The sequence below is a fragment of the Nonomuraea coxensis DSM 45129 genome, from assembly GCF_019397265.1.
Classification (GTDB): Bacteria; Actinomycetota; Actinomycetes; order Streptosporangiales; family Streptosporangiaceae; genus Nonomuraea; species Nonomuraea coxensis.
In genome coordinates this window covers 3,217,151-3,242,708 of record NZ_CP068985.1, presented here as the reverse complement: position 1 = coordinate 3,242,708, position 25,558 = coordinate 3,217,151, and the positions used below count along the sequence as shown (strand labels likewise).

Sequence of the window (25,558 nt, the reverse complement as noted above, 5' to 3'; positions counted from 1 at the left end):
GGTCATTAAAGGGTGCTGGTCGGGACACACAGTACCAGGGGCTACCAGGTACGACGTGAGCGCCCTGCGGCGCGCCGGGCATGGCGCGGCGTGAGATCGGCCACCACGCGGGGATACCGCAAGGATGACCTTTCACGTCGATTCGGAGGTCGGGCGGCTGCGTCAGGTCCTCCTGCACAAGCCCGATCTCGCGCTCAAGCGGCTCACCCCCGCCAACAAGGACGCCTTCCTGTTCGACGACGTGCTGTGGGTGCAGCGCGCGATGGAGGAGCACGAGGAGTTCCAGCAGGTGCTGCGCTCACGCGGCGTCGTCATCCACATGCTCGACGACCTGCTGCGGGAGACGGTCGACATCCCGGAGGCCCGCAAGCACATCCTCGACGCCGTCGTGGACGAGCGCTGGCTCGGGCCGGTGGCGATCGACGACATCCGCAACACCCTGGACGGCATGGACTCCGCGACGCTCCAGGTCTACCTGACCGGCGGCATCACCAAGGGCGAGCTGGCCGAGCTGGGGTGCGCGCCGCAGTCGGTGACCTTCCACGCCATGGGCGAGCACGACTTCATCCTGCCGCCGCTGCCGAACCACCTGTTCACCCGCGACCCCTCCTGCTGGGTGTACGACGGCGTGGCGATCAACGCGATGCGCAGGAAGGCCCGCATGCGCGAGACGGTCAACATGGAGGCCGTCTACATGTACCACCCGATGTTCGCCGCCGGCTTCGACCGGCCGGGGCAGGGCGGCTTCCACTGCTGGACGCCGGGTCACGCGGCGGCGCCCGCCACCATGGAGGGCGGCGACGTGCTGGTGCTCGGCCGCGGCGCGGTGCTCGTCGGGATGAGCGAGCGCACCCGGCCGCAGGCGGTGGAGATGCTGGCGCGGCGGCTGTTCCAGGCCGGGGCGGCGAACCGGATCGTGGCCGTGGACCTGCCGAAGGCGCGGGCGTTCATGCATCTCGACACCGTGATGACGATGCTCGACGAGGGCGTCTTCACCCAGTACGCGGGCCTCGGCATGCTGCCGGCGTACACGATCGAGCCCGGCCGCACCGCCAAGGAGCTCAGGTTCACCGACCACCCGCCGGAGGACATGCACAAGGCCATCGCCCACGCGCTCGACCTGCCGGAGATCACGGTGCTGAGCGCGGCGCAGGACGTGCGGGCGGCGGCGCGCGAGCAGTGGGACGACGGCTGCAACGGCCTGGCCGTCGAGCCCGGCGTGGTCGTCGCCTACGAGCGCAACACCACGACGAACGCCTACCTGCGCGACCACGGCATCGAGGTGATCACCATCAGGGGCAGCGAGCTGGGACGGGGCCGCGGCGGGCCCCGCTGCATGAGCTGCCCGCTCGAACGCGACGGCATCTAGGGCCCCGCCGGGCCTGCGCATACTCGGCCGATCCGGGGGCACGATCCGGTCACGCCGGCGCGGACCGATCGGCCGGCGGGCTTTCGCGGGGGAATGGGGTGGGGCGGATGACGCCGGTCGCGCGGCTCTTCCGCACGAAGCCCACCGAGCGGATCGTGGCCGAGGGCGGCCACGGCGAGGGCGGCGAGCTGCGGCGGACGATGTCGCTGTGGCAGCTCACGCTGTTCAGCGTGGGCGCGACGCTCGGCACCGGCATCTTCGTCATCCTCGGGCAGGCGGTGCCCAAGGCGGGCCCGGCCGTGGTGCTGTCGTTCGTGCTGGCGGCGTTCACGGCGCTGCTGTCGGCCCTGTCGTACGCGGAGCTGGCCGGGACGATCCCGGTGTCCGGCTCGTCGTACTCGTACGCGTACGCGACGATGGGCGAGCTGGTGGCCTGGGTGTGCGGCTGGTGCCTGATGCTGGAGTACGCCGTGTCCGTGGCGGCCGTGGCCGTCGGGTGGGGCGGCTACCTCAACGCGTTCCTGCGCTCGCTGGCCGGCGTCGAGCTGCCGGCGGCGATCACCGCCTCCCCCGGCCAGGACGGCGGCGTGGTCAACCTCCCCGCGATCCTCATCGTGGCGCTGGCCACCTGGCTGCTGCTGCACGGGGCGTCCGAGAGCGCGCGGGCCAACGCCGTCTTCGTGCTCATCAAGGTGGCGGTGCTGCTGTTCTTCTGCGCGGTGGCGTTCACGGCCTTCCGCGCGGGCAACCTGACGCCGTTCGCGCCGCTGGGGCTGGCGGGGGTGACCGCGGCGGCCTCGCAGGTGTTCTTCTCCTACATCGGCTTCGACGCGGCCTCCACGGCGGGCGAGGAGGCGCGCAACCCGCGGCGCGACCTGCCGCTGGCGATCCTCCTGTCGCTGGCCGTCGTGACCGCCGTGTACGTGCTGGTGGCGGTGGCCGCCGTGGGCGCCAGGCCGTGGACGGAGTTCGACCCGGAGAGCACGGAGGCGAGCCTGTCGGCCATCGCGGACGAGGCGGCGGGGGCGACGTGGCCGGGGCTGGTCGTCTCGTTCGGCGCGGTCGTGGCCATCGCCAGCGTCGTGCTGACCGTCCTGTACGGGCAGACCCGCATCCTGTTCGCGATGTCGCGCGACGGGCTCGTGCCGCGCGTGTTCCAGCGGGTGGACCCGCGCAGGCAGGTGCCGGTCGCGAACACGCTCATCGTGGCCCTGTTCGTGTCGGTGCTGGCCGGGCTGGTGCCCCTGGGGCAGCTCGCCGAGGCCACCAGCATCGGCACGCTGTTCGCCTTCGCGCTGGTCAACGTGGGCGTGGTGGTGCTGCGGCGGCGCCGGCCCGACCTGCCGCGCGGCTTCCGCGTCCCGTTCTTCCCGGTCACGCCGGTGCTGGGGGCCGTCATGTGCGTGGTGGTGATGGCGGGGCTGGCCGGGGTGACCTGGGCGGCGTTCGGGCTGTGGATGGCGGCCGGGCTGGCCTGCTACTTCCTGTACGGCTTCCGCCGTTCGCGGCTGAACACCGAGGCGGCGTGATGAGGCTGGGCGAGCTGCTGGCGGGGTACGTGCCGGGGCCGCGCGGCCGGGACGGGCTGGAGCTGGCGCTGCTGCTGCGGCGGCGGGCCGGCTCCCGCCTGACGGTGGCCTGCATCCGCCCGCCCGCCTGGTCGCCCCCAGGCCCGGCGCGGGCGGAGGACAGCGCCTGGCGGGCGTACCTCGCCGAGCAGGCCGACGCCGCGATCGCCGAGGCCCGCGAGGTGGCGGGCGAGGAGGCCGACTATGTCGTCCATCCGGGCAGGCACAGCGGGCGCGGGCTGGTGGAGCTGGCGCGCAGGCGCTCGGCCGACGTCGTGGTGATCGGCTCGGCCCCGGGCGGTGCCAGGGGGCGCATCTCCGTGGGCAGCACGGCCGACCAGCTCCTGCACGCCTCGTCCGTGCCCGTCCTGCTCGCCCCGCGCGGGTACGGCGACGACCCGCCGGCCACCTTCGACCGGCTCACCCTCGCCTACCGGCGCGGCCCCGGCTGCGACGCCGCCGTCAAGGACGCCGCCCGCACGGCAGTGGCGCTCGGCCTGCCGCTGCGGCTGGTGACGCTGGTCGTCGGCCCCGCCCGGCGGGTCAGGGCCGAGGAGGACATGCTGGCGCGGCTGCGCGAGCAGGCGGCGGCCGACCTGCGCGCGGCGGCCCGGGGCCAGGCCCGGCGGCTGCGCGTGGAGGTCGAGGTGCTGGATGGCCGCACGGTCGCGCAGGCGCTCGGCGCGGCGTCGTGGCTCCCCGGCGAGATGATCATATGCGCTTCCAGCGACACCGGGCCACTTCGCCGGGTGTTCCTCGGGGACACTTCGTTGAAGATCGTACGAGCGGCGACGCGCCCTGTCATGATTCTCACGCGACAGCCCTGACCTGGGCGCACGCATGGGCAAACTGTGACGAAGTAGTGTTACCTCTGGGACATGGGGGGCGTTTGCGGCGATCCCTACCGGACCGGATTCGGCATCTTTTTTCCAATCAGCTTGACCTTCGGCGTCCACCCCTTTACCGTCACTGTGCGTAACCACACCTCGCGGCCTTCTGGGGTAAACCCAGAGCCATGGCTACCGATGGTGCCGAGCCCGGCACCAGACCCCCCGGTGGCTGGGGCATATGCCGCAAGGGAGCACAATCTACTGTGAGCGATACATACGAGAGCCGGGGGGCCACACGATGCCGTCTGAGTACGCAAAGTCGCTGGGTGCACGACTTCGCGCCATCCGCACCCAGCAGGGCCTGTCCCTGCATGGAGTCGAGGAGAAGTCGCGTGGCAGGTGGAAAGCCGTGGTCGTGGGCTCGTACGAGCGTGGCGACCGCGCGGTCACGGTGCAGAAGCTTGCCGAGCTTGCCGACTTCTACGGGGTGCCCGTCTCGGAGCTGCTGCCGGGCGGGGCCGCGCCCAGCCCGCTGGGGCCGACACCCAAGCTTGTGATCGACCTGGAGCGGCTCGCGACGCTGCCCAAGGAAAAGGCCGGCGCGCTGGCGCGCTACGCCGCCACGATCCAGAGCCAGCGTGGCGACTACAACGGCAAGGTGCTGTCCATCCGCCAGGAGGACCTGCGCTCCCTCGCCGTGATCTATGACAAGTCGCCGAGCGAGCTGACCGAGGAGCTCATCAGCTGGGGCGTCCTGGACGCGGAGGCCCGCCGGGCCGTCGAGTCCTTCTGACCGGACGCGGCCGTCCCACGCCCTCCGGGCCCGTACGGGCCGGCCGCCCGACCGTTTGACCCTTTCAGGAGCCCGCCACACCCGGCGGGCTCCTTCTCCTTTTCCGGCCCCCTCTCCGGTCCCACCGGCCGGAACGCGCCCTGGACGCGGAGTGTGACGACATGGATACTCTTCGTGTCAGGCCCTCTCGCCCCCGTGACCGCACTCCTCGAAGCACCGCCTTCGCCGGCGTGTTCCGTGCTGCCCGGAGTCCGTGCACCAGGGGGTACCAAGAAGGAGAATGTATGCAGGTCAAGAAGCTCCTGACCCTTCCGATCGCCCTCCTCGCGGCGGGCGCGTGCGTGACCACCGGCGCCATGGTGAGCACCTCGACCGCCTCCGCCGCCGCGGCCGGCGCGTCGGCGCTCCCCCCGGGCTACCAGCTCGTCACGCTGCCCAACGCCAACGTCCCCAACTTCCAGCGCCGCACCCTCTACTGCCCGCACAACAAGAGAGTCCTCGGCGGCGGCGCCGAGGCCCGCGGCAACAGGGCGATCCTGGTCGGCTCCTTCCCCACCGACGACGGCCGCGGCTGGATCGGCCTCGGCCGCCAGGACGGCTACAACGACGTCGGCATCAGCGTCTTCGCCATCTGCGCCAGCTGACAGGGGTGAGGTAGCTGAGCGCTTCCCGCCAGGGCACCCGGCGGACCCGCCCTGACCGGGAAGCGCTCATCCCCACCGGCCCCAGCCTCAGCCCCCCAGGCCGCCCACCCTCCCCTGCACCGGCGCGTCCCCGCCCTCTGACGTCACACGTCCGACCGCACCCCGACCCCTGGGGTGAGCACCGGCCTGAGCCGAGACAACCCAGCACCGCCGCCCCCACGACAGCCGAAGCGCCCCACAACTCGGGCAGCCCGGGTCACGTCCACGGAGACAGGCGGCGGCGGCACGCGATAGGGATACGCAACTCAGGCACGACACGGGCAGGCGGCACGGGCACTAAAGCCCATACATGCGGCGTGGCAGTCCGGCACAGACACGCGGCACGGGGCTCAGGAGGCCGACAGGCGTGGGTGGGTGGGGCGGCAGGGTGGGTGTGGGCTTTCTTGGGCGTGCGGGACACACCCGCGGGACCGCTGGCGTGCCGGCGGTCAGGACGTCTCAGTCGTCCCCTCGTCGCCCGTCAACGTCGCCGCCGACGTCGCCGCCACCGCGACCATCGCCGCCGTCGTCGTCGTCGGCGGTGGGATCAGGTGGTCATCCGGCGAGCGGGACGTTCAGTGGTAGTTGGGGCTGGACGGGAACCCCCAGCAGATCCTCGACGGTGGACACGAACGTGTCGGCCTCGGCCAGGATCTCGTCGGCGTCGGCCGCGCTGATCCGGCTGGTCATGCCCGCCTCCGCGGCGGCCCGCTTGGCGGCGGTCACCGAGAAGTAGGCGGCCCACTCGGCCAGGTGGGGCTCCGCCTCGGGCAGCAGGTCCCACGCGCTGCGCAGCTTGCGCCTGCGGCTCTCGCCGGGACGGGGGCGGGCGGCGAGCATCGCCGCGGCCGCTCTCAGGGCCGCCAGGTGCGCGGCCACGTAACGGGGAGCCGGGGTGCGAGCGGCGCTCGCCTCCGCCAGGCTGGAACGTGCGTCGGCCAGGTGTGCCCGGACCGCGGGCGACAGCCGGGGCCCGGGCGTGTCTCTCGGCCTTGGTGCCATCTTGCGCGCCTCCTCGAAATCGTGGGCGGCTGCCGGCATCTCCACCGGTGATGTCAACACTCTCAGACGCCACCGACATTTCCGCCGGGCCGGCCGGACGAGGAGCTTCCCCTCTCCCCGTCCGGCCAGGACACGCCCGATCGTCTCCGCCGACGACGAGGACGTGGCCTTCGCCCGTGGAACCTGGCCGCGGGTCGCGCTTGGGGAAGCGATCACCCGCGACCAGGTCCTCGTGACGTTGAGCCGCGAGCCTCACCGTCACTAGGTCGAACATAATTTCGATCACCCTCCGATGTCAACCGGTTCCACGAACACAGGTTCGATGACCTTGAAGGAAAGCAGCTCGAAAGCAGGAAAGCCGCCGTCGCGACGGTGTGTCGCGGCGGCGGCCGCCGGTGTTGCCCGTGGTCGCGGCGGGAGGGGCCGGCGTCAGGTGGCGGAGATGGCGCCCGACGGGCACAGGGTGACGGCCCGCCGCACGGTGTCCTCGAGCTCCGGCGGCACCTCCCGCTGCAGGACCAGCACGGTGCCCTCGTCCTCGCTCTGGTCGAACAACTGCGGAGCGGTCAGCGCGCACATGCCGGCCCCGATGCACACGGTCGTGTCTGCCTTGATTTCCATGGTGATGACCTCTACCAGGTGACAGGGAGGCGGTGCACTCCGTAGATGCTCATGTCCGAGCGCATCGGCACCTCCTCCGGCGTTACGGCCAAGCGTAGGCCAGGCAGGCGGCGCAGCAGCGCAGGGTAGGCGATGCGCATCTCCGCCCGCGCGAGCTGCTGTCCGAGGCACTGGTGGATGCCGTGGCCGAAGGTGAGATGGCCGGTCGCGGGCCGGGTGACGTCGAGCGTGTCCCCGCCGGGGAAGCGCTCGGGGTCGCGGTTGGCGGCGGGCAGGCTGAGCGCGACCGTCTCCCCCGCCCTGATGAGGACGCCCTCGATCTCGACGTCCTCGACGGCGCTCCTGACCGGCCCCAGGTGGATGATCGTGAGGTAGCGCAGCAGCTCCTCGACGGCGGTCTCGGCGATCGAGGGGTCGTCGCGGAGCGCGGCGAGCTGCGCGGGGTTGGTGAGCAGCGCGTACGTCCCGAGCCCGAGCATGTTGGCGGTGGTCTCGTGCCCGGCGAGGAGCAGCAGGAACCCGACCCCGGTCAGCTCCTCGTCGGTCAGCTCGCCGCCCTCGACGAGCCCGCTCAGCAGGTCGTCGTCCGGCTTGTCGCGCTTGCGGCCGATGAGGTCGCTCAGGTACGCCATGGTGCTGCCCACGGCGGCCAGCGCGTCCTCGGCCTTGGTCTCCAGGTTGAACAGGATCCTGGCGTCCTCCTGGAAGCGGGCGCGGTCCTCGTACGGCACCCCGAGCAGCTCGCAGATCACCAGCGAGGGGATGGGCAGCGCGAACGCCTCCACCAGGTCGGCGGGCGGCCCCGCGGCCTCCATGGCGTCCAGGTGCTCCTCGGTGATCTCGGCGATCCGCGGCTCCAGCGCCTTCATCCTGCGTACGGTGAACTGCCCGGTCAGCAGCCGGCGGTAGCGCGTGTGCTCGGGCGGGTCGGTGCGCAGGAACATCCCCGGCGGCAGCCGGAAGCCCTCCCGCCTGGCCAGCTCCATCCTGCCGGGGATCGGCGGGTGCATCCTCTCCGGCCGGTTGGAGAAGCGCGGATCGGCCAGCACCGCGCGGGCGGCGGCGTAGCCCGTCACGAGCCAGCCCAGATGGCCGTCGGCGAAGGTCAGGCGGTGCACGGGTGCCTGCCGCCGCAGCTCGCCGAGCTCGTCGGGTGGATCCAGCGGACGCCGCCGGACCATGGGAAGGGTCAGATCGGACATGCCTGGGCTCCTCTCCGGAACGTACTCCCAGAAAACCTCAATGATTGCAAAATTGCAATGAATGAAACAGGACTTCGCGTGCAGTAAAGTTCGGCCATGGCGGGACTGCGGGAACGCAAGAAGCAGCGCACGCGCCGGGCACTGATCGACGCGGCGCTCCGGCTGTTCGCGCGGAAGGGCTACGCCGACACCACGCTCGCCGAGATCGCCGCCGCGGCGGAGGTCTCCACCCGCACGTTCTTCAGCTACTTCGGCGGCAAGGACGACCTGGTCTTCCACGACAGCGAGGAGCGCGCGGAGCGCGCGCTGGCGCTGCTGGCCGGCCGCCGGCCCGGCGAGAGCGCCGGGGCGCTGCTGCTGCGGCTCGTCGAGGCGGGGATCGCGTGGGCGCTGGAGGACGACGAGCTCACGTTCGAGGAGGCCGAGCTGCGGCTGCGGCTCGTCATGGAGGAGCCCGCCCTGCGGGCGCGGGCGCTGCTGCTGATGTACGACAACCAGCTCAAGGTCGCCGCGGCCCTGCGCCAGGCGTGTCCCGAGGAGCTGGACGAGGTCGAGGCGGCCGCCGCCGTGGGCGCGCTGTTCGGCGCGATCAAGCTGGCCGTGATGGCGCATCTCGGGCACGACCGGTCGCTGAAGGACATCCAGACGACCGGCCGGCGCGCGGCCGAGCTGGCGCTGGACGGGTTGCGCGCCTTGGAGACGCGCCGGGCGGAGGACCGTCCCGCCGGCTCCCGGATCCCCGCGGACCCACCGGGGATGGCAAGCTGAGACCGGTCGGGGAAGGGGGGCGCATGGCGGGCGGCCGAGGGCGGCGGATCGGCGTGGCGCTGCTGGTGTCGGGGCCGGTGCTGGTGGCGGCGTACGCGCTGGCCGGGCGGACGGCCGTCGGCCGGGCCGCCGAGGCGCAGGCGCGCGGGCCCCGATGGGAGGGCGGCAGGATCGGCCCCGACGGACTGACCTCGCTCGGCGTGGACGCCTGGCGGGTGGTGGCGCTGACGGCCCTGGTGGTGGGCGTGACCGCGCTGGCCTACCTGGCCATCGGGCCGCTGCTCGGGCGCGGCGGGCGGGGGCGGACGTTCCTGCTCGTGCTGTCGGGCTTCCTGATCGTGCCGTACGCGCTGGGGTGCGTGGTGGCGTTCGTCAACCCGCCGCGGCTCCTCGGCGGTCTCTACCAGGCGGCGGACTTCGTGGCCGGGCTGCCCGGCTGGCAGCCGGCCACGGCGTTCCTGCTGCCCGCGGCGGGGCTCGCGCAGGCCGCAGGGCTGGCGCTGACGGCCCGCCGCAGGCCCCCGGCGGCCCCGCCGGCGCCTGTGCGGGCCGAGGAGGCCCGCCCCGCGTCGCAGGGCCCGCTCACAGCCCCCTGAAGCGGCCCCGTACGTGCACCGGCACGCCCTTGCCGAGCTTGCCGGGCAGTTCTTCGGCCACGTTCATCGGCAGGCGGACGCAGCCGTGCGAGGCCGGGTGGAGCGGCACCGAGAGCGCGCCGTGGAAGGCGATGCCGCCGTTGAAGAAGATCGGGTTGTACAGCTCGCCGAGGTAGGACTTGTGCCAGCCGCTGGTGCGCCAGGTGGTCCGGTAGTCGCCGGTGGGGGTGGTGGCCGAGCCGCAGAAGCGCTGCTCCTTGCCCTGCCACACGGTGGTCTCGCAGTAGGGGACGCCGCTGCCGGAGGAGATGTGCGTGATCAGCGCGGGCTTCCCGCCGACGTACAGCACCATGATCTGCTTGCTCAGGTTGACCTCGGCGCGGGTGGACCGGCCGCGGGGCACCAGGACCTTGGGGGCCTTGGGGCTCTCCAGGGCGTCCCAGGTGCGCTTGGCGATGGTGCTGGTCGGCGTGATGCCGTTGACCTTCTGGAACGCCCACACGGCGGCCAGCGTGGTGCCGCCGTAGCGGCCGTCGGCCCTGCCGGGACGGTAGCCCAGCTCGGTGAGCCGGCGCTGCACCCAGGTGACGGCCTTGCCCTTGGCGCCCAGCTTCAGCGTCTTGCGCGGGGCCGCGACCGGATCGGTGGCGGCGGGAGTGGTGGCCGGAGTGGTGGCGGCGGGCCCGGCCTGCGCGCCGGCGGGCGAGGCCGCCGTCACGGAGGCGGAGGGCACCTGCGGGGGCGGGCCGGGGGCCGCCGTGCCGCATCCCGCGAGCGCGACGGCTCCGGCCGTCAGCAGGACCGCCATTCCGGGCAGTCGGGAAACTCCCACCCGTACCACCTCTCATGCCGTGGACAACGGATCACAGGACCCTACACCAGTCACCATGAACGGGTAATGAAGCCGTCAACCTGTTTAGAGTGTCCCCATGTCTCAGAAGTTGCCACCAAACGCCGTCGTCGTGCAGTCCGCCCTGCGCGAGCTGGGCGCGGTCGGCGAGGTCGTCGTGCTGCCGGAGAAGGCGCCCACGGCGGCCACCGCGGCGGCGCAGCTCGGCTGCGAGGTCGGCGCCATCGCCAACAGCCTGATCTTCGACGCCGACGGCGAGCCGCTGCTGGTGCTGACGAGCGGCGCGCACCGCGTCGACACCGCTCTGATCGCCCGTACGGCGGGCGCCGCGAAGGTACGCCGGGCCACCCCGGAGTTCGTCCGGGCGGCGACCGGCCAGCCCATCGGCGGCGTGGCCCCGGTGGGGCATCCCGCGCCGGTGCGCACGCTGGTGGACAACTGGCTGGGCAAGCACGAGGTGGTGTGGGCGGCCGGCGGACATCCGCTGACGGTGTTCCCGACCACGTTCGAGGAGCTGGTGCGCATCACCGGGGGCCTGGCGGTGGACGTCGAGTAGGGTGCGACGGTGATCGAGTTTCGCGGGGCGGGACCGGCCGGGTTCACCGAGCGGCTGGAGACGGTGATCGGCATCTACACGGCCGCGATGCGCCCGCCGGCGGACCAGATCGCCGGCCGCAAGGCGATCATGCGCAATCACGCGACATATCCCTATTTTCAGTGCTATTTCGCAGAATTGCGCGATTCGTCCCTTTCGTCGGGCGACCGTGAGAAGCCGTACATCGTCGGCTTCGCCTACGGCTTCCGCGGCGCCCCCGGGCAGTGGTGGCACGACGTCGTGCTGCGGGCGCTCGCCGAGCAGTCCGGGCGCGAGGCCGCCCACGCCTGGCTGGGCCACGCCTTCGAGCTGGCCGAGATCCACGTGCACCCTGAGTACCAGGGCAAGGGCATCGGCCGCGCGATGATCAGGGCGCTCTGCGCGGGCCGTCAGGAGCGATCGGTGGTGCTGTCCACCCACGACCAGCCGACCGCCGCCCGCCACCTCTACGCGAGCCTCGGCTTCGTCGACCTGCTCTCCGGGTTCGTCTTCCCCGGCGGCTACGAGGAGTACGCGATCGCGGGCCGCCCCCTCCCCCTGCCCTGACACGTGGTTTGCCGCGTCATGACCTGGGGCATGAGTCCTTACGGAAAGTGACCGACCCTTTACCGGCCGATCTGGTTACCCTGCCGTCATCCGCCCGGTCCCCCTGCGGGCGGGTGACGGCCCGCACCCGCTCATGGACGAGCCTTGACGCGGGCCTCAGGCGGGCGACGAGGCCGGCTCCAGCCGCTGGAACACCTCACGGGAGGCGCTGGAGCGGTTGAAGGTGATGAAGTGGATGCCGGGCGCGCCCTCGTCCAGCAGCCGCTGGCACAGCTCGGCGCCGTGCTCGATGCCGAGCCGCCGCACCGCGGCGGGATCGTCCTTGACCGCCTCGAAACGCGCCGCCACGTCCGTGGGGAACGGCGCCCCCGACAACTGCTCCGAACGCGCGATCGTGCTCAGCTGGGTGACCGGCATGATGCACGGGATGATCGGCGTGTCGCAGCCCTCGGCCGCCACCCTGTCACGCAGCCGCAGATAGTCGTCGGCCTGGAAGAACATCTGGGTGATCGCGTAGTCGGCCCCGGCCCGGCACTTGCGCACGAAGTGCTCGGTGTCGGCCTCGATGGACGGCGAGCGCGGATGTTTGTACGGGAAGGCCGCCACGCCCACGCAGAACTCGCCCGCCTGGCGGACCAGGCGTACGAGCTCCTCGGCGTAGAGCACGCCCTCCGGGTGCCGCACCCACTCCCCCGTGGGGTCGCCGGGCGGGTCGCCGCGCACGGCCAGGATGTTGCGCACCCCCGCGTCCGCGAAGCGCCCCACCAGGTGGCGCAGCTCGCGGACGGAGTGGTTGACCGCGGTGAAGTGCGCCACGGGGGTCAGCGTGGTGTCGTGCGCGATGCGCTCGACGATGTCGACCGTGCGGTCACGGGTGGAGCCGCCGGCGCCGTAGGTGACCGACACGAACGTCGGCCGCAGCGACTCCAGCTCCCTGATCGCCTTCCACAGCTGCCGCTCGCCCTCGTCGGTCTTCGGCGGGAAGAACTCGAACGAGAACGTGCGTTTGCCGGAGGCGAGCATCTCGCGGACGGTGGGGACACGTCCCGGCAGGACGGAGGGTCGACCAAGGGCCATGCCCACCAGGCTACAGGCAGCGGCGGCGCGCGCCGAGGCCGCGGATCGCCCCCGCTCGGCCACGTCCCGATCGGAAGCGCTCGAAGCGGCCACTAGTCTCGGTGTCATGACCAGTGACGCCGCGAGCATGGACGTCCTGCGCACGCGGGTTGAGCGTGCCCTGGGCGCCTTCGTCGAACGCCAGCTCCCCGCCTCCGGTGACCCCGACTTCCAGCCGCTCCGCACGGCCGCCGAGGACCTGCTGGCCGGCGGCAAGCGGCTGCGGCCCGCGTTCTGCTACTGGGGGTGGCGCGGCGCGGGCGGCGCGGACGGCCCCGGCATCTTCACCGCGGCCGCCTCCCTTGAGCTGCTGCAGGCCAGCGCGCTCGTGCACGACGACGTGATGGACAAGAGCGACCTGCGCAGGGGCATGCCGGCGGCGCACCGCCGCTTCGAGGCGCTGCACGAGAAGGAGGGCTGGCACGGCTCCGCCCCGCAGTTCGGCGAGGGCGCCGCGATCCTGCTGGGCAACCTGCTGCTGATCTGGTCGGGCGAGATGTGGCGCACCAGCGGGCTGCCCCGCGAGTCGCTGGAGGCGGCCCAGCCCGTGCACGACCACATGCGCACCGAGCTGATGTGCGGCCAGTACCTCGACCTGCTGGAGCAGGCCCACGGCGAGAACACCTTCGACTCGGCGCTGCGGGTGGCCCTCTACAAGAGCGGCAAGTACTCCGTCGAGCAGCCGCTGCGGCTCGGTCTCGCGCTGGCCGCCCGCGAGCTCGCGCCCTGGATGGACGAGCTGTGCACCGGCTACGGGCGGCGGGTCGGCATCGCCTTCCAGCTCCGCGACGACATCCTCGGCGTCTTCGGCGACCCGGCGCAGACCGGCAAGCCGGCGGGCGACGACCTGCGCGAGGGCAAGCGCACCATGCTCGTGGCCCGTACGCTCGCCGCCGCCTCCCCCGGCGAGGCCGCGACCGTGCGCCGCCTGCTCGGCGACCCCGGGCTCGACGAGGACGGCGTCACCACGCTGCGCGGCGTCATCGAGGGCACCGGCGCGCTGAGCGCCTGCGAGGACCTGATCGGCGACTACCTCGGCGAGGCGCTGGACGCGCTCGGCCGGGCCCCGGTCACGGAGGAGGCGCGGGCGGCCCTGAAGGACCTCGCGATCGCCGCCACCTCCCGCACCACCTGACCGGCCACACCCCGCGCCACTCGACCGGCCACGCCCCGCGCCGCCTTACCGGCCGCCGGGCCTTTTCCGCTCCCGGCATGGGAGCGCCGCCCCACCGGACGGTGGGGCGGCGCGAGGGTCGGATGGTCGGTCAGGCCGCGGCGAGGCGCTTGGCGAACTCCGCCGCCGCCGCGCCGGGATCGTCGGCCTCGGTGATGGCGCGCACGACGACGACCCGGCGCACGCCGTACGACAGGACCTCGTCGAGGTTGCCGAGGTCGATGCCGCCGATGCCGAACCACGGCCGCGCCTCGCCCAGCGACGCCGCGTGCCGCAGCAGCGACGGGCCGGGGGCCGGGCGGCCCGGCTTGGTCGGCGTGGGCCAGACGGGCCCGCAGCAGAAGTAGTCGACGCCCTCCTCCACGGCCGCGGCGGAAGCCTCGGCGGCGGAGTGGGTGGACCGTCCGATGACGAAGTCGTCGCCGAGTATCTCTCGCGCGACCGTCAACGGAAGGTCGTCCTGCCCCAGGTGGAGCACGTCGGGCCGGGCGGCGTAGGCGATGTCCGCCCGGTCGTTGACCGCCAGCAGTTTGCCGTGCCGGTCGCAGGCGTCGCGGAAGACGTCGAGGAGGGCGAGTTCTTCGCGGGCCTCCAGTCCCTTCTCCCGCAGCTGGATGATGTCCACGCCGCCCGCCAGCACCGTGTCGAGGAACTGCGCCAGGTCGCCGCGGTCGCGGCGGCCGTCGGTGCAGAGATAGAGGCGGGCGTCAGAAAGCGAGGGCTTGGGCACGCCGCTTGACCTCGGTGTGACGGCCGGCCCTGATCGCCTCGACGGGCGAGCCTGGCAGGGAGTCGTCGGGGGTGAAGAGCCAGCGCAGGGACTCGGCGTCGTCGTAGCCGGCGTCCCGCAGCACGGTCAGGGTGCCCGGCAGGCCCTTCATCACGTCCTTCCCGTCGAGGAACACCGCGGGCACCTGTGGGGACCCGCCGCCCTCCCGGCGGACGCCGAGGAGCTTGTGATCCTTGAGGAGCTGCTTGGCCCGCCCGATCGGGAGATCCAGGCGCTTGGCCACTTCGGGGAGCGTGAGCCACTCGCTGACGAGCTGGTCGGTCTCCCGGTCGATCTGTGCAACATAAAGCGTCACGGAACCACAACTACCACATGCCGTGCTTGCTCAAACAACACAATCCCGTAGGGGTACTTCTGGATCTACCAGGCGTTCCGCGTCCAGCCGGGAGCCCGCGCCGATGATACGGCGGCCCTGGACGAGGTCTCGCGGCCGGTCCACGGCGAACACGGCGGCGAGAGTGTCGTCGCCCCTCAGCCATACGGCGGACCACTTGCCCTCGGGGCCGCCGCGGTAGAGCAGCCGCTCGCCCGCGGGGTGGTGGCCGGCGTACTGGACCATGTGCCCGAACTGCTCCGACCAGAAGTAGGGGACCGGGTCGTAGACGGCGTCCTCGCCGAGCAGGCTCGCGGCGGCGACCTCGGGGGCGTTGAGCGCGGTGTCCCAGTGCTCGACCCGCAGCCGGTCCTGGAAGCGGCGCGACCACCAGGCGGCGCAGTCGCCCACCGCGACCGTGCCGGGCAGCGAGGCGCGCAGGTGCTCGTCCACGACGACGCCGTTGTGCAGGTCGAGGTCGGCGTCGGCCAGCCACTGGACGGCCGGGCGCACGCCGATGCCGGCGACGACCACGTGCGCGTCCAGGAACTCGCCGCCGACCAGCTCGACGCCGCCCTCCTCGACGGAGTGGACCATGGCGCCGAGACGCAGGTCGATGCCGTCGTACCAGCGTGCGGTGCGGGCGCCGATCTCCGCGCCGACGGCGAGGGCGAGCGGCGCGGGGCCGGCCTCGACCACCGTGACCACGCAGCCGGCGCGGCGGGCGGCCGTGGCCACCTCGGCTCCCACCCAGCCCGCGCCGACGACCACGACGCGGGCGCCGGGGACGAGCGCGGCGCGCAGCTCGTGGGCGTCGTCGAGGGTGCGCAGGACGTGCTGGGGGCCGTCTCCGGGCAGCCGGACCGGGTCGGCGCCGGTGGCGATGACCAGCCCGTCGAAGCGGAGCTCGCCCTCGGTGGTCTCGACGGCGCCCGGCCGCAGCGCGGTGGCGGACACCCCGGGTCGGAAGGCGACGCGCAGCGCGGCGAGGTCGGTGTCGACGAACGTCGTGTCGGACTCGCCGAGCAGCACGCTCTTGGTCAGGGGCGGGCGATCGTAGGGGCGGTGGCGTTCCCGCCCGACGAGGGTGATCCTGCCGCCGAATCCGCGCCCGCGCAGCGCCTCGACCGTGCGTACGCCGGCCAGGCCCGCTCCCACCACCACGACATGGTCCACGACCAAGACCATAGACGGGTACGGGGCCCGGCGGCGAAGGGGGTCGTGCCTGGAGCCGCCGGGGACGTCGTAGGGTGGGGGCGTAAGACGCGCGGGAGTCCGGCCGTGACCGGGCTGAGAGGAAGGCTGCGTCGGGCCTTCGACCGCAAGACACCTGATCCGGATCATGCCGGCGAAGGGAGCGCATGGTGGAGGTCATCGTCGGCGGCGGGATCGTCGGGCTGTCGGTCGCGTGGCGGCTGGCGCGGGCGGGGCGGCCGGTCACCGTGGTCGACCCCGATCCCGCGGGCGGGGCTTCGCACGCGGCGGCGGGCATGCTGGCGCCGGTCAGCGAGGTGACCTACACCGAGGAGCCGCTGCTGCGGCTCGGGCTCGCGTCGCTGCGCCGCTGGCCGGCCTTCGCCGCCGAGCTGGCCGCCGACGCGGGGCTGCCCGAGGGGGCGGGCGGGGTGGACCTGCGCGCCGAGGGCACGCTCGACGTGGCGTTCGGGGCCGACGACCTCGCGGCGCTGGACGAGCTGGCCGCGTTCATGGACAAGCTGGGGCTGCCGGTGGAGCGGCTGACCGGGCGCGAGTGCCGCCGCCTGGAGCCCATGCTGGCGCCGTCGGTGCGCGGCGGCCTGCTGGCCTCCGGGGACGCCTGGGTGGACCCGCGCCGCGTGACGGCGGCGCTGCTGACCGCACTGGAACGGCGGGCCGTGCCGATCGTCCGCACCCGGGTCACCGAGCTGCTGCGCGAGGACGGGGCTGCTGGGCGGGTCGTGGGGGTGCGGCTGGAGGGGGGCGCGGAGCTTGCGGCCACGACGGTGGTGCTGGCGGCCGGGGCCTGGAGCGCCGGGCTGGCCGGGGTGCCGGTGCGGCCGGTCAAGGGGCAGATCCTGCGCCTGCGCTCGCCGCAGCCGCTGCTGACCCGGTGCGTACGCGGCTCCGTGCACGGCTCGTCCGTCTACCTCGTCCCCCGGGGCGACGGCGAGCTGGTGGTCGGCGCGACCCAGGAGGAGCTGGGCTTCGACACCCGGGTGACCGCGGGCGGCCTGTACGAGCTGCTGCGCGACGCCAGGGAGCTGGTGCCGGGCGTGACCGAGCTGGAGCTGGCCGACGTGGTGGCGGGCCTGCGCCCCGGCACGCCGGACAACGTGCCGATCGTCGGGCCGGCGGGTGACGGGCTGGTGCTCGCCACCGGCCACCACCGGGGCGGTGTGCTGCTCGCGCCCCTCACGGCGGCCCTGGTGGCCGGGGAGGCGGGCGGCGAGGAGGGCGGGCCGGCGGCGTTGTGCTCGCCGGCGAGATTTGGAGAGATCGCATGATGGTGCAGATCAACGGGGCCGCGCACGAGGTCGCCGACGGCACGACCGTGGCGCAGGCCGTACGGGCCCTGACGGCGGCGACCACCGGGGTCGCCGTGGCGGTCAACGACGAGGTGGTCACGCGCGGCGCCTGGGAGACCACGGCGCTGCGCGAGCGCGACCGCGTGGAGGTGCTGACGGCGGTGCAGGGTGGATGATCTGATCATCGCCGGGGAGAAGTTCTCCTCCCGGCTCATCATGGGCACCGGCGGCGCCCCCTCGCTGGAGGTGCTCGACCAGGCGCTGGCGGCGTCCGGCACCGAGCTGACCACGGTGGCGATGCGCCGGCTCGACCCGCGCGCCCGCGGCTCGGTGCTCGACGTGCTGCGCGAGCGCGACATCAAGGTGCTGCCCAACACGGCCGGCTGCTTCACCGCGGGCGACGCCGTGCTGACGGCCCGCCTGGCCAGGGAGGCCCTCGGCACGAACTGGGTCAAGCTGGAGGTCATCGCCGACGAGCGGACGCTGCTGCCGGACCCCATCGAGACGTTCGACGCGGCCGAGCGGCTGGTGGCCGACGGGTTCGTGGTGCTCCCGTACATCGGGGACGACCCGGCGCTGGCCCGGCGGATGGAGCAGGCGGGCTGCGCGGCGGTGATGCCCCTGGGCGCGCCGATCGGGTCAGGGCTCGGCATCCGCAACCCGCACAACATCGAGCTGATCGTGGAGGCCGCGTCGGTGCCGGTGATCCTCGACGCGGGGATCGGCACGGCCAGCGACGCCGCGCTCGCGATGGAGCTCGGCTGCGACGCGGTGCTGCTGGCCACGGCGGTCACCCGCGCCCAGCGGCCCGACCTGATGGCGGCGGCCATGAGGGCGGCGGTGACGGCCGGGCGGCAGGCGCGGCAGGCGGGGCGCATCCCGCGCCGCCGCTACGCCGAGGCGTCCTCCCCCATGGCCCCCTGACTCCCCCGTGACCTCCTGACGCGCGGGACGCGCGGGACGCGCGGGGCACGCCGGAGCTCGCGGGGCTCCGGCGCGTTCCAGGGGGCACGGCTCGGCATCGGTTTCGGGCGGCTGGGCCCTGCCGGTGCCAAAACGCCCGTAAACTCAGCCGGGTGGATACGACGACTGCGGACCCTCTGGTCGGGCGGCTCCTCGATGGACGCTATCGCATCGAGAGCCGGATCGCCCGGGGCGGTATGGCGACCGTCTACCTGGCGCTCGACGTCCGGCTGGACCGGACCGTCGCGCTGAAGGTCATGCACCGCTCGCTCGCCGAGGACCCCGCGTTCGTCAGGAGGTTCATCGGCGAGGCGAAGTCGGTGGCCAGTCTCTCCCATCCCAACGTCGTGCACGTCTTCGACCAGGGCACCGACAACGACGTCGTCTACCTGTCGATGGAGTACGTGCCGGGCCGCACGCTCCGCGACGTCCTGCGCGAGCGCGGCCGGCTGCCCGCCCGCGAGGCGCTGGAGATCCTGATCCCGGTGCTGGCCGCCCTCGGCGCCGCCCACCAGGCCGGCATGGTGCACCGCGACGTCAAGCCGGAAAACGTCCTGATGACCGACGACGGGCGGGTCAAGGTCGTGGACTTCGGCCTGGCCAAGGCCATCGAGGCGACCAACCAGACGCGCACCGGCGTGATGATCGGCACGATCGGCTACATGGCGCCCGAGCAGGTGCTCACGGGCGCGGCCGACGTGCGCAGCGACGTCTACGCGGCCGGCATCATGCTGTTCGAGCTGGTGACCGGGCAGCAGCCCTACGACGGCGAGACACCGATGTCGGTCGCCTACCGGCACGTGCACGACACGGTGCCGCCGCCGTCGGCGCTGGTGCCCGACGTGCCGCCGCTGATCGACACGCTGGTGGCGCAGGCGACCGCGCGCGAGCCGCACGACCGGCCCAAGGACGCCACGGCCCTGCTGGTGGCGGCGGTCGACGCGCACCGCATGCTGCCGCGCACCACGATCCCGCCGACGCCGCAGGCGCAGCCGTACGGGCGGGCGCCGGGTTCAGGCCCGGTGCCGTTCCCCGGCTCGGGCGCGATGACGGGCCCGGGCGCCGCGGCGGGCTCAGGGGCTCAGACGGTCTCCGGCGCGATGCCGGGCCAGCTGTCCGGCCCGATGTCCGGCCCGATGTCCGGCGCCGTGTCCGGGGCGATGCCGGGCCCGATGGCCGGGTCAGGGGCGCGGTTCCGCCCGCAGCCGCCGTCCCAGCCCAACGACCGCACGGCCGTGCACGCGGCCCCGTCGATGCCGCAGGACGCCCCCGCGCACACGCTCATCCAGCCGCGCGTCGAGGTGCCCGAGCCGTCGCGGCGGCGCGGGTTCCGGCCCAACTGGTTCCTGGTGGGGCTGGCCGCCGTCATGGTCGTCGCCATCGCGCTGACCGGGTGGTTCTTCGCCCAGCCCGACTACGTCCGGGTGCCCAGCCTGGTCGGCAAGAACATGGTGCTGGCCGAGCAGAGCGCGGTCAACGGCGGTTTCAAGGTCAAGACGGCTCCTGGCCAGTACTCCGAGAAGACCGCCGAGGGCCTGGTGCTGGCCATGGAGCCGGTCGCCGGCACCGAGGTCGAGCAGGGCAGCACGATCACGCTGACGCCCTCGCTCGGCCCCAAGCGCGTGGTCGTGCCCAACGTCACCGGCATGACCGGCAACGACGCCCGCGCCGCGCTCGCCAAGGAGGGGCTCACCCCGGGCTCGGTGAAGCGCCTGCCCAACACGCAGGTCGAGCGCGACAAGGTGATCCGCTCCTCGCCGCAGGTGGGCGAGAAGGTCAAGGAGGGCGCGCGGGTCGACATCTTCGTCAGCGCCGGCCTGGTGATGCCCGACGTCAGCGGCATGCCGAAGGACGAGGCCGCCGCCTACCTCGGGCAGCAGGGCTTCCAGGTGCAGGTCCAGGAGGTGGACGACGACGCCGAGCCGTGCACGGTCATCGCCCAGGTGCCGAAGGCCAAGTCCGAGGTCGACGGGGGCGCGCAGGTGATGGTCACGGTGGCGCGCTGCCAGACCGACTTCTGGCAGTGGTTCGGCCAGGGCGACGCCCAGGCCCGCGACGACCAGCAGCTCGCCCTCGTCCCCCAGGTGATCGGCAAGAACGTCAACGACGCCCGCCGCGACCTGGAGGCGCAGGGCTTCAAGGTGCAGGTCCACCGGCTGGGCAACCGCGGCGTGGTGCAGTTCCAGCGCCCGCTGCCCAACAGCGAGCGCCCGGCCGGGTCCACCGTCCACCTCTGGCAGTGACCCCCGGCCGGCGGGACGGCGGCCGGGACGCTCGGCAGCCGGACGGCCACCGCGGTCAGGGCGTCAGGTGTCCGTGGAGGCGGACCCTCGCGAGGCCGCCGTCCGGGTGGATGTCCACGCGCACGTGGGTGACCGGCGTGGCCGCCGCCAGGCGGAAGCGGTGCGGGGTGTCCGGCTGCAGGCGGGTGCGCGGCAGCAGCTCGACGGGCGCGGCCGTCCCGGGCTCGCCGTCGTAACCGGTGAGGGTGACCGCGGCGGGGGCGTTGAAGAGCAGGTTGGTGGTGTCGATCTCGGCCAGCGCGGGCGTGCCGCGCCCGGCCAGCCGGATGATCAGCCAGTCGTTGCCGCCGTCGCGCCGCCGCGCGGTCTCCCAGCCCTCCGCCTGGTGACGGGCCAGGCCGGGGGCGATGACGTTGTGGGGGGCGGAGTAGAAGTCGTCGGAGCAGGCGGTGACGGCGCCGCCGTTGGCGAGGGCGGCCAGGTCGAGGCCGAGGCCGTCGTACACCGACAGGTCGGGGCGGGGCTCGCCGTGCACGCGCAGGCGGGCCACGCCGCCGTCGGGGAAGATGTCGAGCCGTACGTGCGTGGCGTGGAACCCGCCCGCGACCTCGAAGGGGTGCTCGGCGTCGCCCTTCAGCCCGGCCCGGGGCACGATCTCCGTCCACGGGGCCGCCAGCAGCTCGTCAGGCGACGGGTGGCCCTCGACGCGGGTGGCCGCGACGGCGGCGTACGGCGGGTAGTTGCCCTTGAACCAGGCGGTGTCGATCACCACGCCGCGGATCATCCCGGGCACGCCGAGCCGGACCAGCGCCCAGTCGTGGCCGGGCGCGCGCCGGCGGCGGGTCTCCCAGCCGTCGTACACCTGCCCCTTGGGCCCGAAGGTCCCGGCGCGGAAGCCGGGCCGTCCGGGCCGGACGAGGCTCTCCTTCTCGGCGAACGACTCGTCGCTGGCGGCCACGACCGACCCGCCGAGGGTGCGCAGGGCGAGATCGGGCAACGTGGTGAAGCAGGGCATCTAGCGCTCTCCCAGGAGGAATCTTCCGTGCGGTTCGCCGTCCACGGGGCGGCCGCGTAGCCAGGTGGTCAGCACCGCGCCCTTGAGCACCTGCCCGTGGTAGGGGGTGACCGGGTTCTTGTGGTGCAGGCGGGCGGCGTCCACGGGGCGGTCGGCGGCCGGGTCGAAGGCGACGAGGTCGGCGTCGTTGCCCGGCGCGATCGCGCCCTTGCCCGGAAGACCGGCCAGCGCGGCCGGGGCGGCGGCCATCCAGCGGGCCACGTCGGCGAGCCGGTGCCCCCGGCGGGCCGCCTCCGTCCACACGGCGGACAGGCCGAGCTGCAGCGAGGCGATCCCGCCCCAGGCCGCGGCGAAGTCGGGCACCTTGAGGTCGGCGGTGGACGGCGAGTGGTCGGAGACCACGCAGCTCAGCGTCCCCGCGGCCAGCCCCTGCCACAGCAGGTCGCGGTTGGCCGCCGAGCGGATCGGCGGGCAGCACTTGAACGCGGTCGCCCCCTCGGGCACCCGTTCGGCCTCCAGCGTCAGGTAGTGCGGGCAGGTCTCGGCGGTGACCGGCAGGCCCTCGGCGCGCGCCGCCGCCAGCACGTCCAGGCAGGCGGCGCTGGAGACGTGCAGGACGTGCACCCGCGCGCCGGTCTCCCTGGCCAGCTCCACGAGCCGGCGGACGGCGGCGCGCTCGGCCGCCCCCGGCCGCGAGGCCAGGAACTCCCCGTACGTCGGCCCGGACGGCTCGGCCAGCAGCTCCGGGTCCTCGGCGTGCACCACCATGAGCCCGCCGAACCCGGCGACCTCCTCCAGCGCCCGCCGCAGCTCGCCGCCGGCCAGCGGCGGGAACTCCGGCACCCCCGACGGCGACATGAAGCACTTGAAGCCGAGCACGCCGCGCTCGCGCAGCGGGCGCAGCTCCTTGACGTTGCCCGGCACCGCCCCGCCCCAGAACCCGACGTCCACGTGGCACTGCCCGCGCGCCGCGGCGAGCTTGGCCTCCAGCGCGGCCACGCTGACCGTGGGCGGCAGCGCGTTGAGCGGCATGTCGGCGATCGTCGTGACGCCGCCGGCGGCCGCCGCCCTGGTCGCCGAGGCGAACCCCTCCCAGTGGGTGCGGCCGGGCTCGTTCACGTGGACGTGCGTGTCCACCAGGCCGGGCAGCAACGCGAGGTCGCGCAGGTCGACGTCCTCGGCGGCGGCGAGCGGCGCGTCGTAGGGGTGCAGGGCCTCGATCCGCTCCCCCCGTACGGCCACCGCGGCGGGCCGCTCCCCGTCCGGCGTGACGGTCCTGCGGGAGCGGACCACGAGGTCGAGCGGCGTCATGGCGTCCCCTCCGCGAGGCGGTGGTCGGCGGCGATCCTGGCGGCCAGGCGTTCCAGCAGGGGCCCTGCCCCGGCCATGCAGCGCGCCGGGTCGGGTTCCAGGTCGGTGAGGGCGTAGGCGGCCTCGATGCCGGCCGCCTTGAGCTCGGCGTCGGAGAGCGTCCGCCGCCCGCAGACGGCGACGACGGGCACGCCGGCCCGCGCCGCGGCCTGCGCGACCCCGATGGGGGCCTTGCCGCGCAGCGACTGCTCGTCGAGCGAGCCCTCGCCGGTGATGACCAGCCGGGCGCCGGCGGCGTGCGCGCCGAAGCCGAGCAGCCCGAGCAGGTAGTCGATGCCGGGGCGGATCTCGGCGTGCAGGAACGCCAGCGCCGCGAAGCCGACGCCGCCGGCCGCGCCCGCGCCCGGCGCGCCGGCCACTCCCATGGCCCGGACGATGTCGTCGTGCTCGACCGCGCCCATCAGCCCGTGCGTACGGGTCGCCACGGCGGCCAGGCGGGTCAGCCCCGACTCCAGGACCTTCACGTCGTCCGGCGTGGCGCCCTTCTGCGGGCCGTACACGGCGGCGGCGCCGTGCGGGCCGAGCAGCGGGTTGTCCACGTCGCTCGCGACCACGAACGCGACCCCGGACAGGTCGGGGAAGCCGGACAGGTCGATGCGCTCCAGCGAGCGCAGCGCCGCCCCGCCCCTGGGCAGCTCGCGGCCCTCGGCGTCCAGGAGGCGGGCGCCGAGGGCCTGCGCCATCCCCGCGCCGCCGTCGGTGCAGGCGCTGCCGCCGAGCCCGAGCACCACGCGCCTGGCGCCGTGGCGTACCGCGTGGGCGATCAGCTCGCCGGTGCCGTGGCTGGTGGCGGTGAGGGGCTCGGGGCCGGCCGGCAGCCGGCGCAGCCCGGACGCCTCGGCCAGCTCGACCACGGCCGTGGCGTCACCGGCGTGCCAGGCGTAGGAGGCGGGGACGCGCTCGCCCGCCGGGCCGGTGACCTCGATCGTGACGCGGTCGAAGCCACAGGCCACGGCGGCGTCCACGGTGCCGTCGCCGCCGTCGGCCACCGGCAGCTCCACCGTGGGCACGCCGAGCCCGGCCGTCACCCGCGCCGCCACCTCGGCCGCCGTCAGCGACCCCTTGAACTTGTCCGGAGCCACCAGAACATGCTGAATCACTACCAACTCCCACATGATGATGAACAATGGCCGGACACGCCTTCCTGCCCGGTGCGAGCGGGCAGGAAGGCGTGCCTCATCATCCTGACATCACCGCATCGGGTCACCTGCGACGGCCTTGCGGCGAAGGGGGCGTCTGTGCAGGGTTCCAAGGTGCGGATCTCCGCCGGGCAGCGGCGGGCCCGGCTCGGCCTGCGGCATCGGCTCGCGGTCAAGGCGGCCACGCCGGAGGAGGTGGCGGCGTCCGTGGTGGCGCTGCACGGCACCGACCCGTCCACCGTGTTCCTGTCGGCGGGGGCGCGGCTCACCTCGCCGGGCCCCGAGCCTGTGGAGCGGGCCATCTACGACGAGCGCACGCTGGTGCGCATGACCGGCATGCGGCGGACGGTGTTCGCGGTGCCGGCCGAGCTGGTGCCGGTGGTGCACTGGTCCACGATGGCGCCGGTCGCCCGCCGGGAGCGGCGCACGCTGCTGAAGACGTTCGGCGCGGGCGGCTGGGACGAGGCGCGCGTCGCGGCGGCCGAGGCCGCGGTGCTGCGGGCGCTGGCCGAGCACGGGGAGGCGGACGCGGCCAGGCTGGGGACGCTGGTGCCCGAGCTGCGCGAGCAGGTGGTGGTGGCGGCGGGCAAGCCGTACGAGGCGCTGGTCAGCCTGGGCTCGCGGCTGCTGCCGCTCCTCGCGATGGACGGCCTGCTGGTACGGGGCCGCCGCGCGGCCGGCACGTGGGTCAGTGGCCGCCACCTGTGGGGCCTCGCCCCCGAGCTGCCCCTCCTGGCGGCCCCGGAGGCGCGGGCGGAGCTGGCGCGCCGGTGGCTGGCGGCGTTCGGCCCGGCCACGGAGGCCGATCTGAAGTGGTGGACCGGCTGGACGCTGACCGAGACGCGCGCGGCCCTGTCGGCGGTCGGCGCGGTCGAGGTGGACCTGGACGAGGGGCCCGGCCTGGCGCTGCCGGACGACCTGGAGGAGGTGCCCGAGCCGGAGCCGTGGGCGGCGCTGCTGCCGGCGCTCGATCCGACGCCGATGGGCTGGCAGGCGCGCGACTGGTATCTGACCCCCGGGCACCGGGCCGAGCTGTTCGACCGCAACGGCAACATCGGCCCCACCGTGTGGTGGGACGGGCGCGTGGCGGGCGGCTGGGCGCAGCGGCCGGACGGCGAGATCGTCTGGCGGCTGTTCGCCGACGTGGGCGCGGAGGGGCGGGCGGCGGTCGAGGCCGAGGCGGCCGGGCTGGCCGCCTGGCTCGGCGGGATCCGCGTCACGCCGCGCTTCCGCACCCCGCTGGAGCGGGAGCTGTCGGCCCCGTGATCCTGTGGAGCGGTCAGGCGACCGTCCTGATGAACTCCTCCAGGGAGTACCGGCCGTCCTGGTCGGAGTCCGCGCTCTGGCTCAGCGCTCCCAGCGCCTCGGCCGGCAGGTCGGGGAAGTGGTGCTTCAGCTCGCTCTCGCTGATGTAGCCGTCGCCGTCGGTGTCGATCGCGGCGAAGGCGCTCTTGAGCCTCGCCAGCCGCTCTTCGGGGAGTTCCGCCGTCACGGGGCCGCCTCTCGG

General features: G+C 73.8%; 27 protein-coding genes and 1 riboswitch. Of the genes, 15 read left to right on the top strand and 12 right to left on the bottom strand.

Annotated elements, in window-relative coordinates:
* Nucleotides 1-124: 124 nt before the first annotated feature.
* The 5 genes from Nocox_RS15115 (at nt 125) to Nocox_RS15095 (ending at nt 5,204) form a co-directional block, all read left to right on the top strand.
* The gene (locus tag Nocox_RS15115; RefSeq protein WP_020541689.1) at nt 125-1,369 is read left to right on the top strand and encodes an arginine deiminase; all 1,245 of its coding nucleotides are present in this window, start codon (nt 125-127) and stop codon (nt 1,367-1,369) included.
* A gap of 107 nt (nt 1,370-1,476) precedes the next feature.
* Nucleotides 1,477-2,898 carry an amino acid permease gene (locus Nocox_RS15110; RefSeq protein ID WP_020541688.1) on the top strand — a complete coding sequence of 474 codons (1,422 nt, stop codon included), beginning with the start codon at nt 1,477-1,479 and terminating at the stop codon, nt 2,896-2,898.
* Entirely contained in the window at nt 2,898-3,764 is an 867-nt protein-coding gene (locus Nocox_RS15105) for a universal stress protein (RefSeq protein WP_020541687.1), read from the top strand. The genes Nocox_RS15110 and Nocox_RS15105 overlap by 1 nt, the downstream gene beginning before the upstream one ends.
* Before the next feature lie 301 nt (nt 3,765-4,065).
* On the top strand, nt 4,066-4,560 hold the full coding sequence (bldD, locus tag Nocox_RS15100; protein ID WP_026214021.1) for a transcriptional regulator BldD: 495 nt from the start codon (nt 4,066-4,068) through the stop codon (nt 4,558-4,560).
* Nucleotides 4,561-4,844: 284 nt separating this feature from the next.
* Nucleotides 4,845-5,204: a hypothetical protein gene (locus tag Nocox_RS15095; RefSeq protein ID WP_020541685.1), complete on the top strand. Its 360-nt coding sequence runs from the start codon at nt 4,845-4,847 to the stop codon at nt 5,202-5,204.
* 594 nt (nt 5,205-5,798) lie between these two features.
* On the opposite strand, the gene Nocox_RS15090 is transcribed toward Nocox_RS15095, so the two are convergent.
* The 3 genes from Nocox_RS15090 to Nocox_RS15080 form a co-directional block, all read right to left on the bottom strand.
* Complete coding sequence (locus Nocox_RS15090; RefSeq protein WP_033408393.1) at nt 5,799-6,245, bottom strand: SAV_6107 family HEPN domain-containing protein; 447 nt, start codon at nt 6,243-6,245, stop codon at nt 5,799-5,801.
* A gap of 429 nt (nt 6,246-6,674) precedes the next feature.
* Complete coding sequence (locus Nocox_RS15085; protein ID WP_026214019.1) at nt 6,675-6,866, bottom strand: ferredoxin; 192 nt, start codon at nt 6,864-6,866, stop codon at nt 6,675-6,677.
* A gap of 11 nt (nt 6,867-6,877) precedes the next feature.
* On the bottom strand, nt 6,878-8,068 hold the full coding sequence (locus Nocox_RS15080) for a cytochrome P450 (RefSeq protein ID WP_020541682.1): 1,191 nt from the start codon (nt 8,066-8,068) through the stop codon (nt 6,878-6,880).
* Nucleotides 8,069-8,164: 96 nt separating this feature from the next.
* Between Nocox_RS15080 and Nocox_RS15075 the strand changes: the two genes are divergently transcribed.
* Together Nocox_RS15075 and Nocox_RS15070 are read left to right on the top strand one after the other, a co-directional pair.
* A complete protein-coding gene (locus Nocox_RS15075; RefSeq protein ID WP_020541681.1) occupies nt 8,165-8,836 on the top strand; it encodes a TetR/AcrR family transcriptional regulator in 672 nt (223 codons plus the stop codon).
* Between the two features lie 23 nt (nt 8,837-8,859).
* The gene (locus Nocox_RS15070; RefSeq protein ID WP_020541680.1) at nt 8,860-9,432 is read left to right on the top strand and encodes a hypothetical protein; all 573 of its coding nucleotides are present in this window, start codon (nt 8,860-8,862) and stop codon (nt 9,430-9,432) included.
* On the opposite strand, the gene Nocox_RS15065 is transcribed toward Nocox_RS15070, so the two are convergent.
* On the bottom strand, nt 9,419-10,264 hold the full coding sequence (locus tag Nocox_RS15065) for a L,D-transpeptidase family protein (RefSeq protein WP_246649791.1): 846 nt from the start codon (nt 10,262-10,264) through the stop codon (nt 9,419-9,421). The two genes, Nocox_RS15070 and Nocox_RS15065, sit on opposite strands and share 14 nt — an antisense overlap.
* Nucleotides 10,265-10,361: 97 nt before the next feature.
* Between Nocox_RS15065 and Nocox_RS15060 the strand changes: the two genes are divergently transcribed.
* Nucleotides 10,362-10,838, top strand: coding sequence for a YbaK/EbsC family protein (locus Nocox_RS15060; protein ID WP_026214018.1), 477 nt, complete (start codon nt 10,362-10,364; stop codon nt 10,836-10,838).
* A 9-nt stretch (nt 10,839-10,847) separates the two neighbouring features.
* Nucleotides 10,848-11,423 (top strand): GNAT family N-acetyltransferase, encoded by a 576-nt coding sequence (locus Nocox_RS15055; RefSeq protein WP_020541677.1) that lies wholly within the window; start codon nt 10,848-10,850, stop codon nt 11,421-11,423.
* Nucleotides 11,424-11,579: 156 nt separating this feature from the next.
* On the opposite strand, the gene metF is transcribed toward Nocox_RS15055, so the two are convergent.
* A complete protein-coding gene (gene metF, locus Nocox_RS15050; RefSeq protein WP_026214017.1) occupies nt 11,580-12,500 on the bottom strand; it encodes a methylenetetrahydrofolate reductase [NAD(P)H] in 921 nt (306 codons plus the stop codon).
* 106 nt (nt 12,501-12,606) lie between these two features.
* On the opposite strand from metF, the gene Nocox_RS15045 reads away from it, so the two are divergent.
* Entirely contained in the window at nt 12,607-13,674 is a 1,068-nt protein-coding gene (locus Nocox_RS15045) for a polyprenyl synthetase family protein (RefSeq protein ID WP_026214016.1), read from the top strand.
* A gap of 130 nt (nt 13,675-13,804) precedes the next feature.
* On the opposite strand, the gene thiE is transcribed toward Nocox_RS15045, so the two are convergent.
* The 3 genes from thiE to Nocox_RS15030 are packed head-to-tail and all read right to left on the bottom strand — an operon-like array spanning nt 13,805 to nt 15,992.
* Nucleotides 13,805-14,443 (bottom strand): thiamine phosphate synthase, encoded by a 639-nt coding sequence (gene thiE / locus Nocox_RS15040; protein ID WP_020541674.1) that lies wholly within the window; start codon nt 14,441-14,443, stop codon nt 13,805-13,807.
* Nucleotides 14,421-14,798 carry an Rv2175c family DNA-binding protein gene (locus Nocox_RS15035; protein ID WP_020541673.1) on the bottom strand — a complete coding sequence of 126 codons (378 nt, stop codon included), beginning with the start codon at nt 14,796-14,798 and terminating at the stop codon, nt 14,421-14,423. The genes thiE and Nocox_RS15035 overlap by 23 nt, the downstream gene beginning before the upstream one ends.
* 30 nt (nt 14,799-14,828) lie before the next feature.
* Nucleotides 14,829-15,992 carry an NAD(P)/FAD-dependent oxidoreductase gene (locus Nocox_RS15030; protein ID WP_026214015.1) on the bottom strand — a complete coding sequence of 388 codons (1,164 nt, stop codon included), beginning with the start codon at nt 15,990-15,992 and terminating at the stop codon, nt 14,829-14,831.
* A gap of 81 nt (nt 15,993-16,073) precedes the next feature.
* Nucleotides 16,074-16,190, top strand: a riboswitch (TPP riboswitch).
* On the opposite strand from Nocox_RS15030, the gene thiO reads away from it, so the two are divergent.
* The 4 genes from thiO to Nocox_RS15010 all read left to right on the top strand — a co-directional run bounded on the left by thiO (nt 16,178) and on the right by Nocox_RS15010 (nt 20,526).
* On the top strand, nt 16,178-17,299 hold the full coding sequence (thiO, locus tag Nocox_RS15025) for a glycine oxidase ThiO (protein ID WP_020541671.1): 1,122 nt from the start codon (nt 16,178-16,180) through the stop codon (nt 17,297-17,299). Its footprint overlaps the riboswitch before it by 13 nt.
* Nucleotides 17,296-17,496: a sulfur carrier protein ThiS gene (gene thiS, locus Nocox_RS15020; protein ID WP_020541670.1), complete on the top strand. Its 201-nt coding sequence runs from the start codon at nt 17,296-17,298 to the stop codon at nt 17,494-17,496. Before thiO ends, thiS begins: the two co-directional genes overlap by 4 nt.
* A gap of 40 nt (nt 17,497-17,536) precedes the next feature.
* Nucleotides 17,537-18,244, top strand: a complete 708-nt coding sequence (locus Nocox_RS15015) for a thiazole synthase (protein WP_246649865.1) — start codon at nt 17,537-17,539, stop codon at nt 18,242-18,244.
* A gap of 152 nt (nt 18,245-18,396) precedes the next feature.
* Nucleotides 18,397-20,526: a Stk1 family PASTA domain-containing Ser/Thr kinase gene (locus Nocox_RS15010; protein WP_051112478.1), complete on the top strand. Its 2,130-nt coding sequence runs from the start codon at nt 18,397-18,399 to the stop codon at nt 20,524-20,526.
* Between the two features lie 55 nt (nt 20,527-20,581).
* On the opposite strand, the gene alc is transcribed toward Nocox_RS15010, so the two are convergent.
* The 3 genes from alc to Nocox_RS14995 are packed head-to-tail and all read right to left on the bottom strand — an operon-like array spanning nt 20,582 to nt 23,994.
* Nucleotides 20,582-21,541, bottom strand: coding sequence for an allantoicase (alc, locus tag Nocox_RS15005; protein ID WP_020541667.1), 960 nt, complete (start codon nt 21,539-21,541; stop codon nt 20,582-20,584).
* On the bottom strand, nt 21,542-22,852 hold the full coding sequence (gene allB, locus Nocox_RS15000; protein WP_020541666.1) for an allantoinase AllB: 1,311 nt from the start codon (nt 22,850-22,852) through the stop codon (nt 21,542-21,544).
* Nucleotides 22,849-23,994 (bottom strand): glycerate kinase, encoded by a 1,146-nt coding sequence (locus tag Nocox_RS14995; protein ID WP_020541665.1) that lies wholly within the window; start codon nt 23,992-23,994, stop codon nt 22,849-22,851. Before Nocox_RS14995 ends, allB begins: the two co-directional genes overlap by 4 nt.
* A gap of 156 nt (nt 23,995-24,150) precedes the next feature.
* Here Nocox_RS14995 and Nocox_RS14990 point away from each other — a divergent pair, with 156 nt between their 5' ends.
* Nucleotides 24,151-25,317 (top strand): winged helix DNA-binding domain-containing protein, encoded by a 1,167-nt coding sequence (locus Nocox_RS14990; protein ID WP_020541664.1) that lies wholly within the window; start codon nt 24,151-24,153, stop codon nt 25,315-25,317.
* 13 nt (nt 25,318-25,330) lie between these two features.
* On the opposite strand, the gene Nocox_RS14985 is transcribed toward Nocox_RS14990, so the two are convergent.
* Nucleotides 25,331-25,543 (bottom strand): EF-hand domain-containing protein, encoded by a 213-nt coding sequence (locus Nocox_RS14985; protein ID WP_020541663.1) that lies wholly within the window; start codon nt 25,541-25,543, stop codon nt 25,331-25,333.
* Nucleotides 25,544-25,558: the final 15 nt, after the last annotated feature.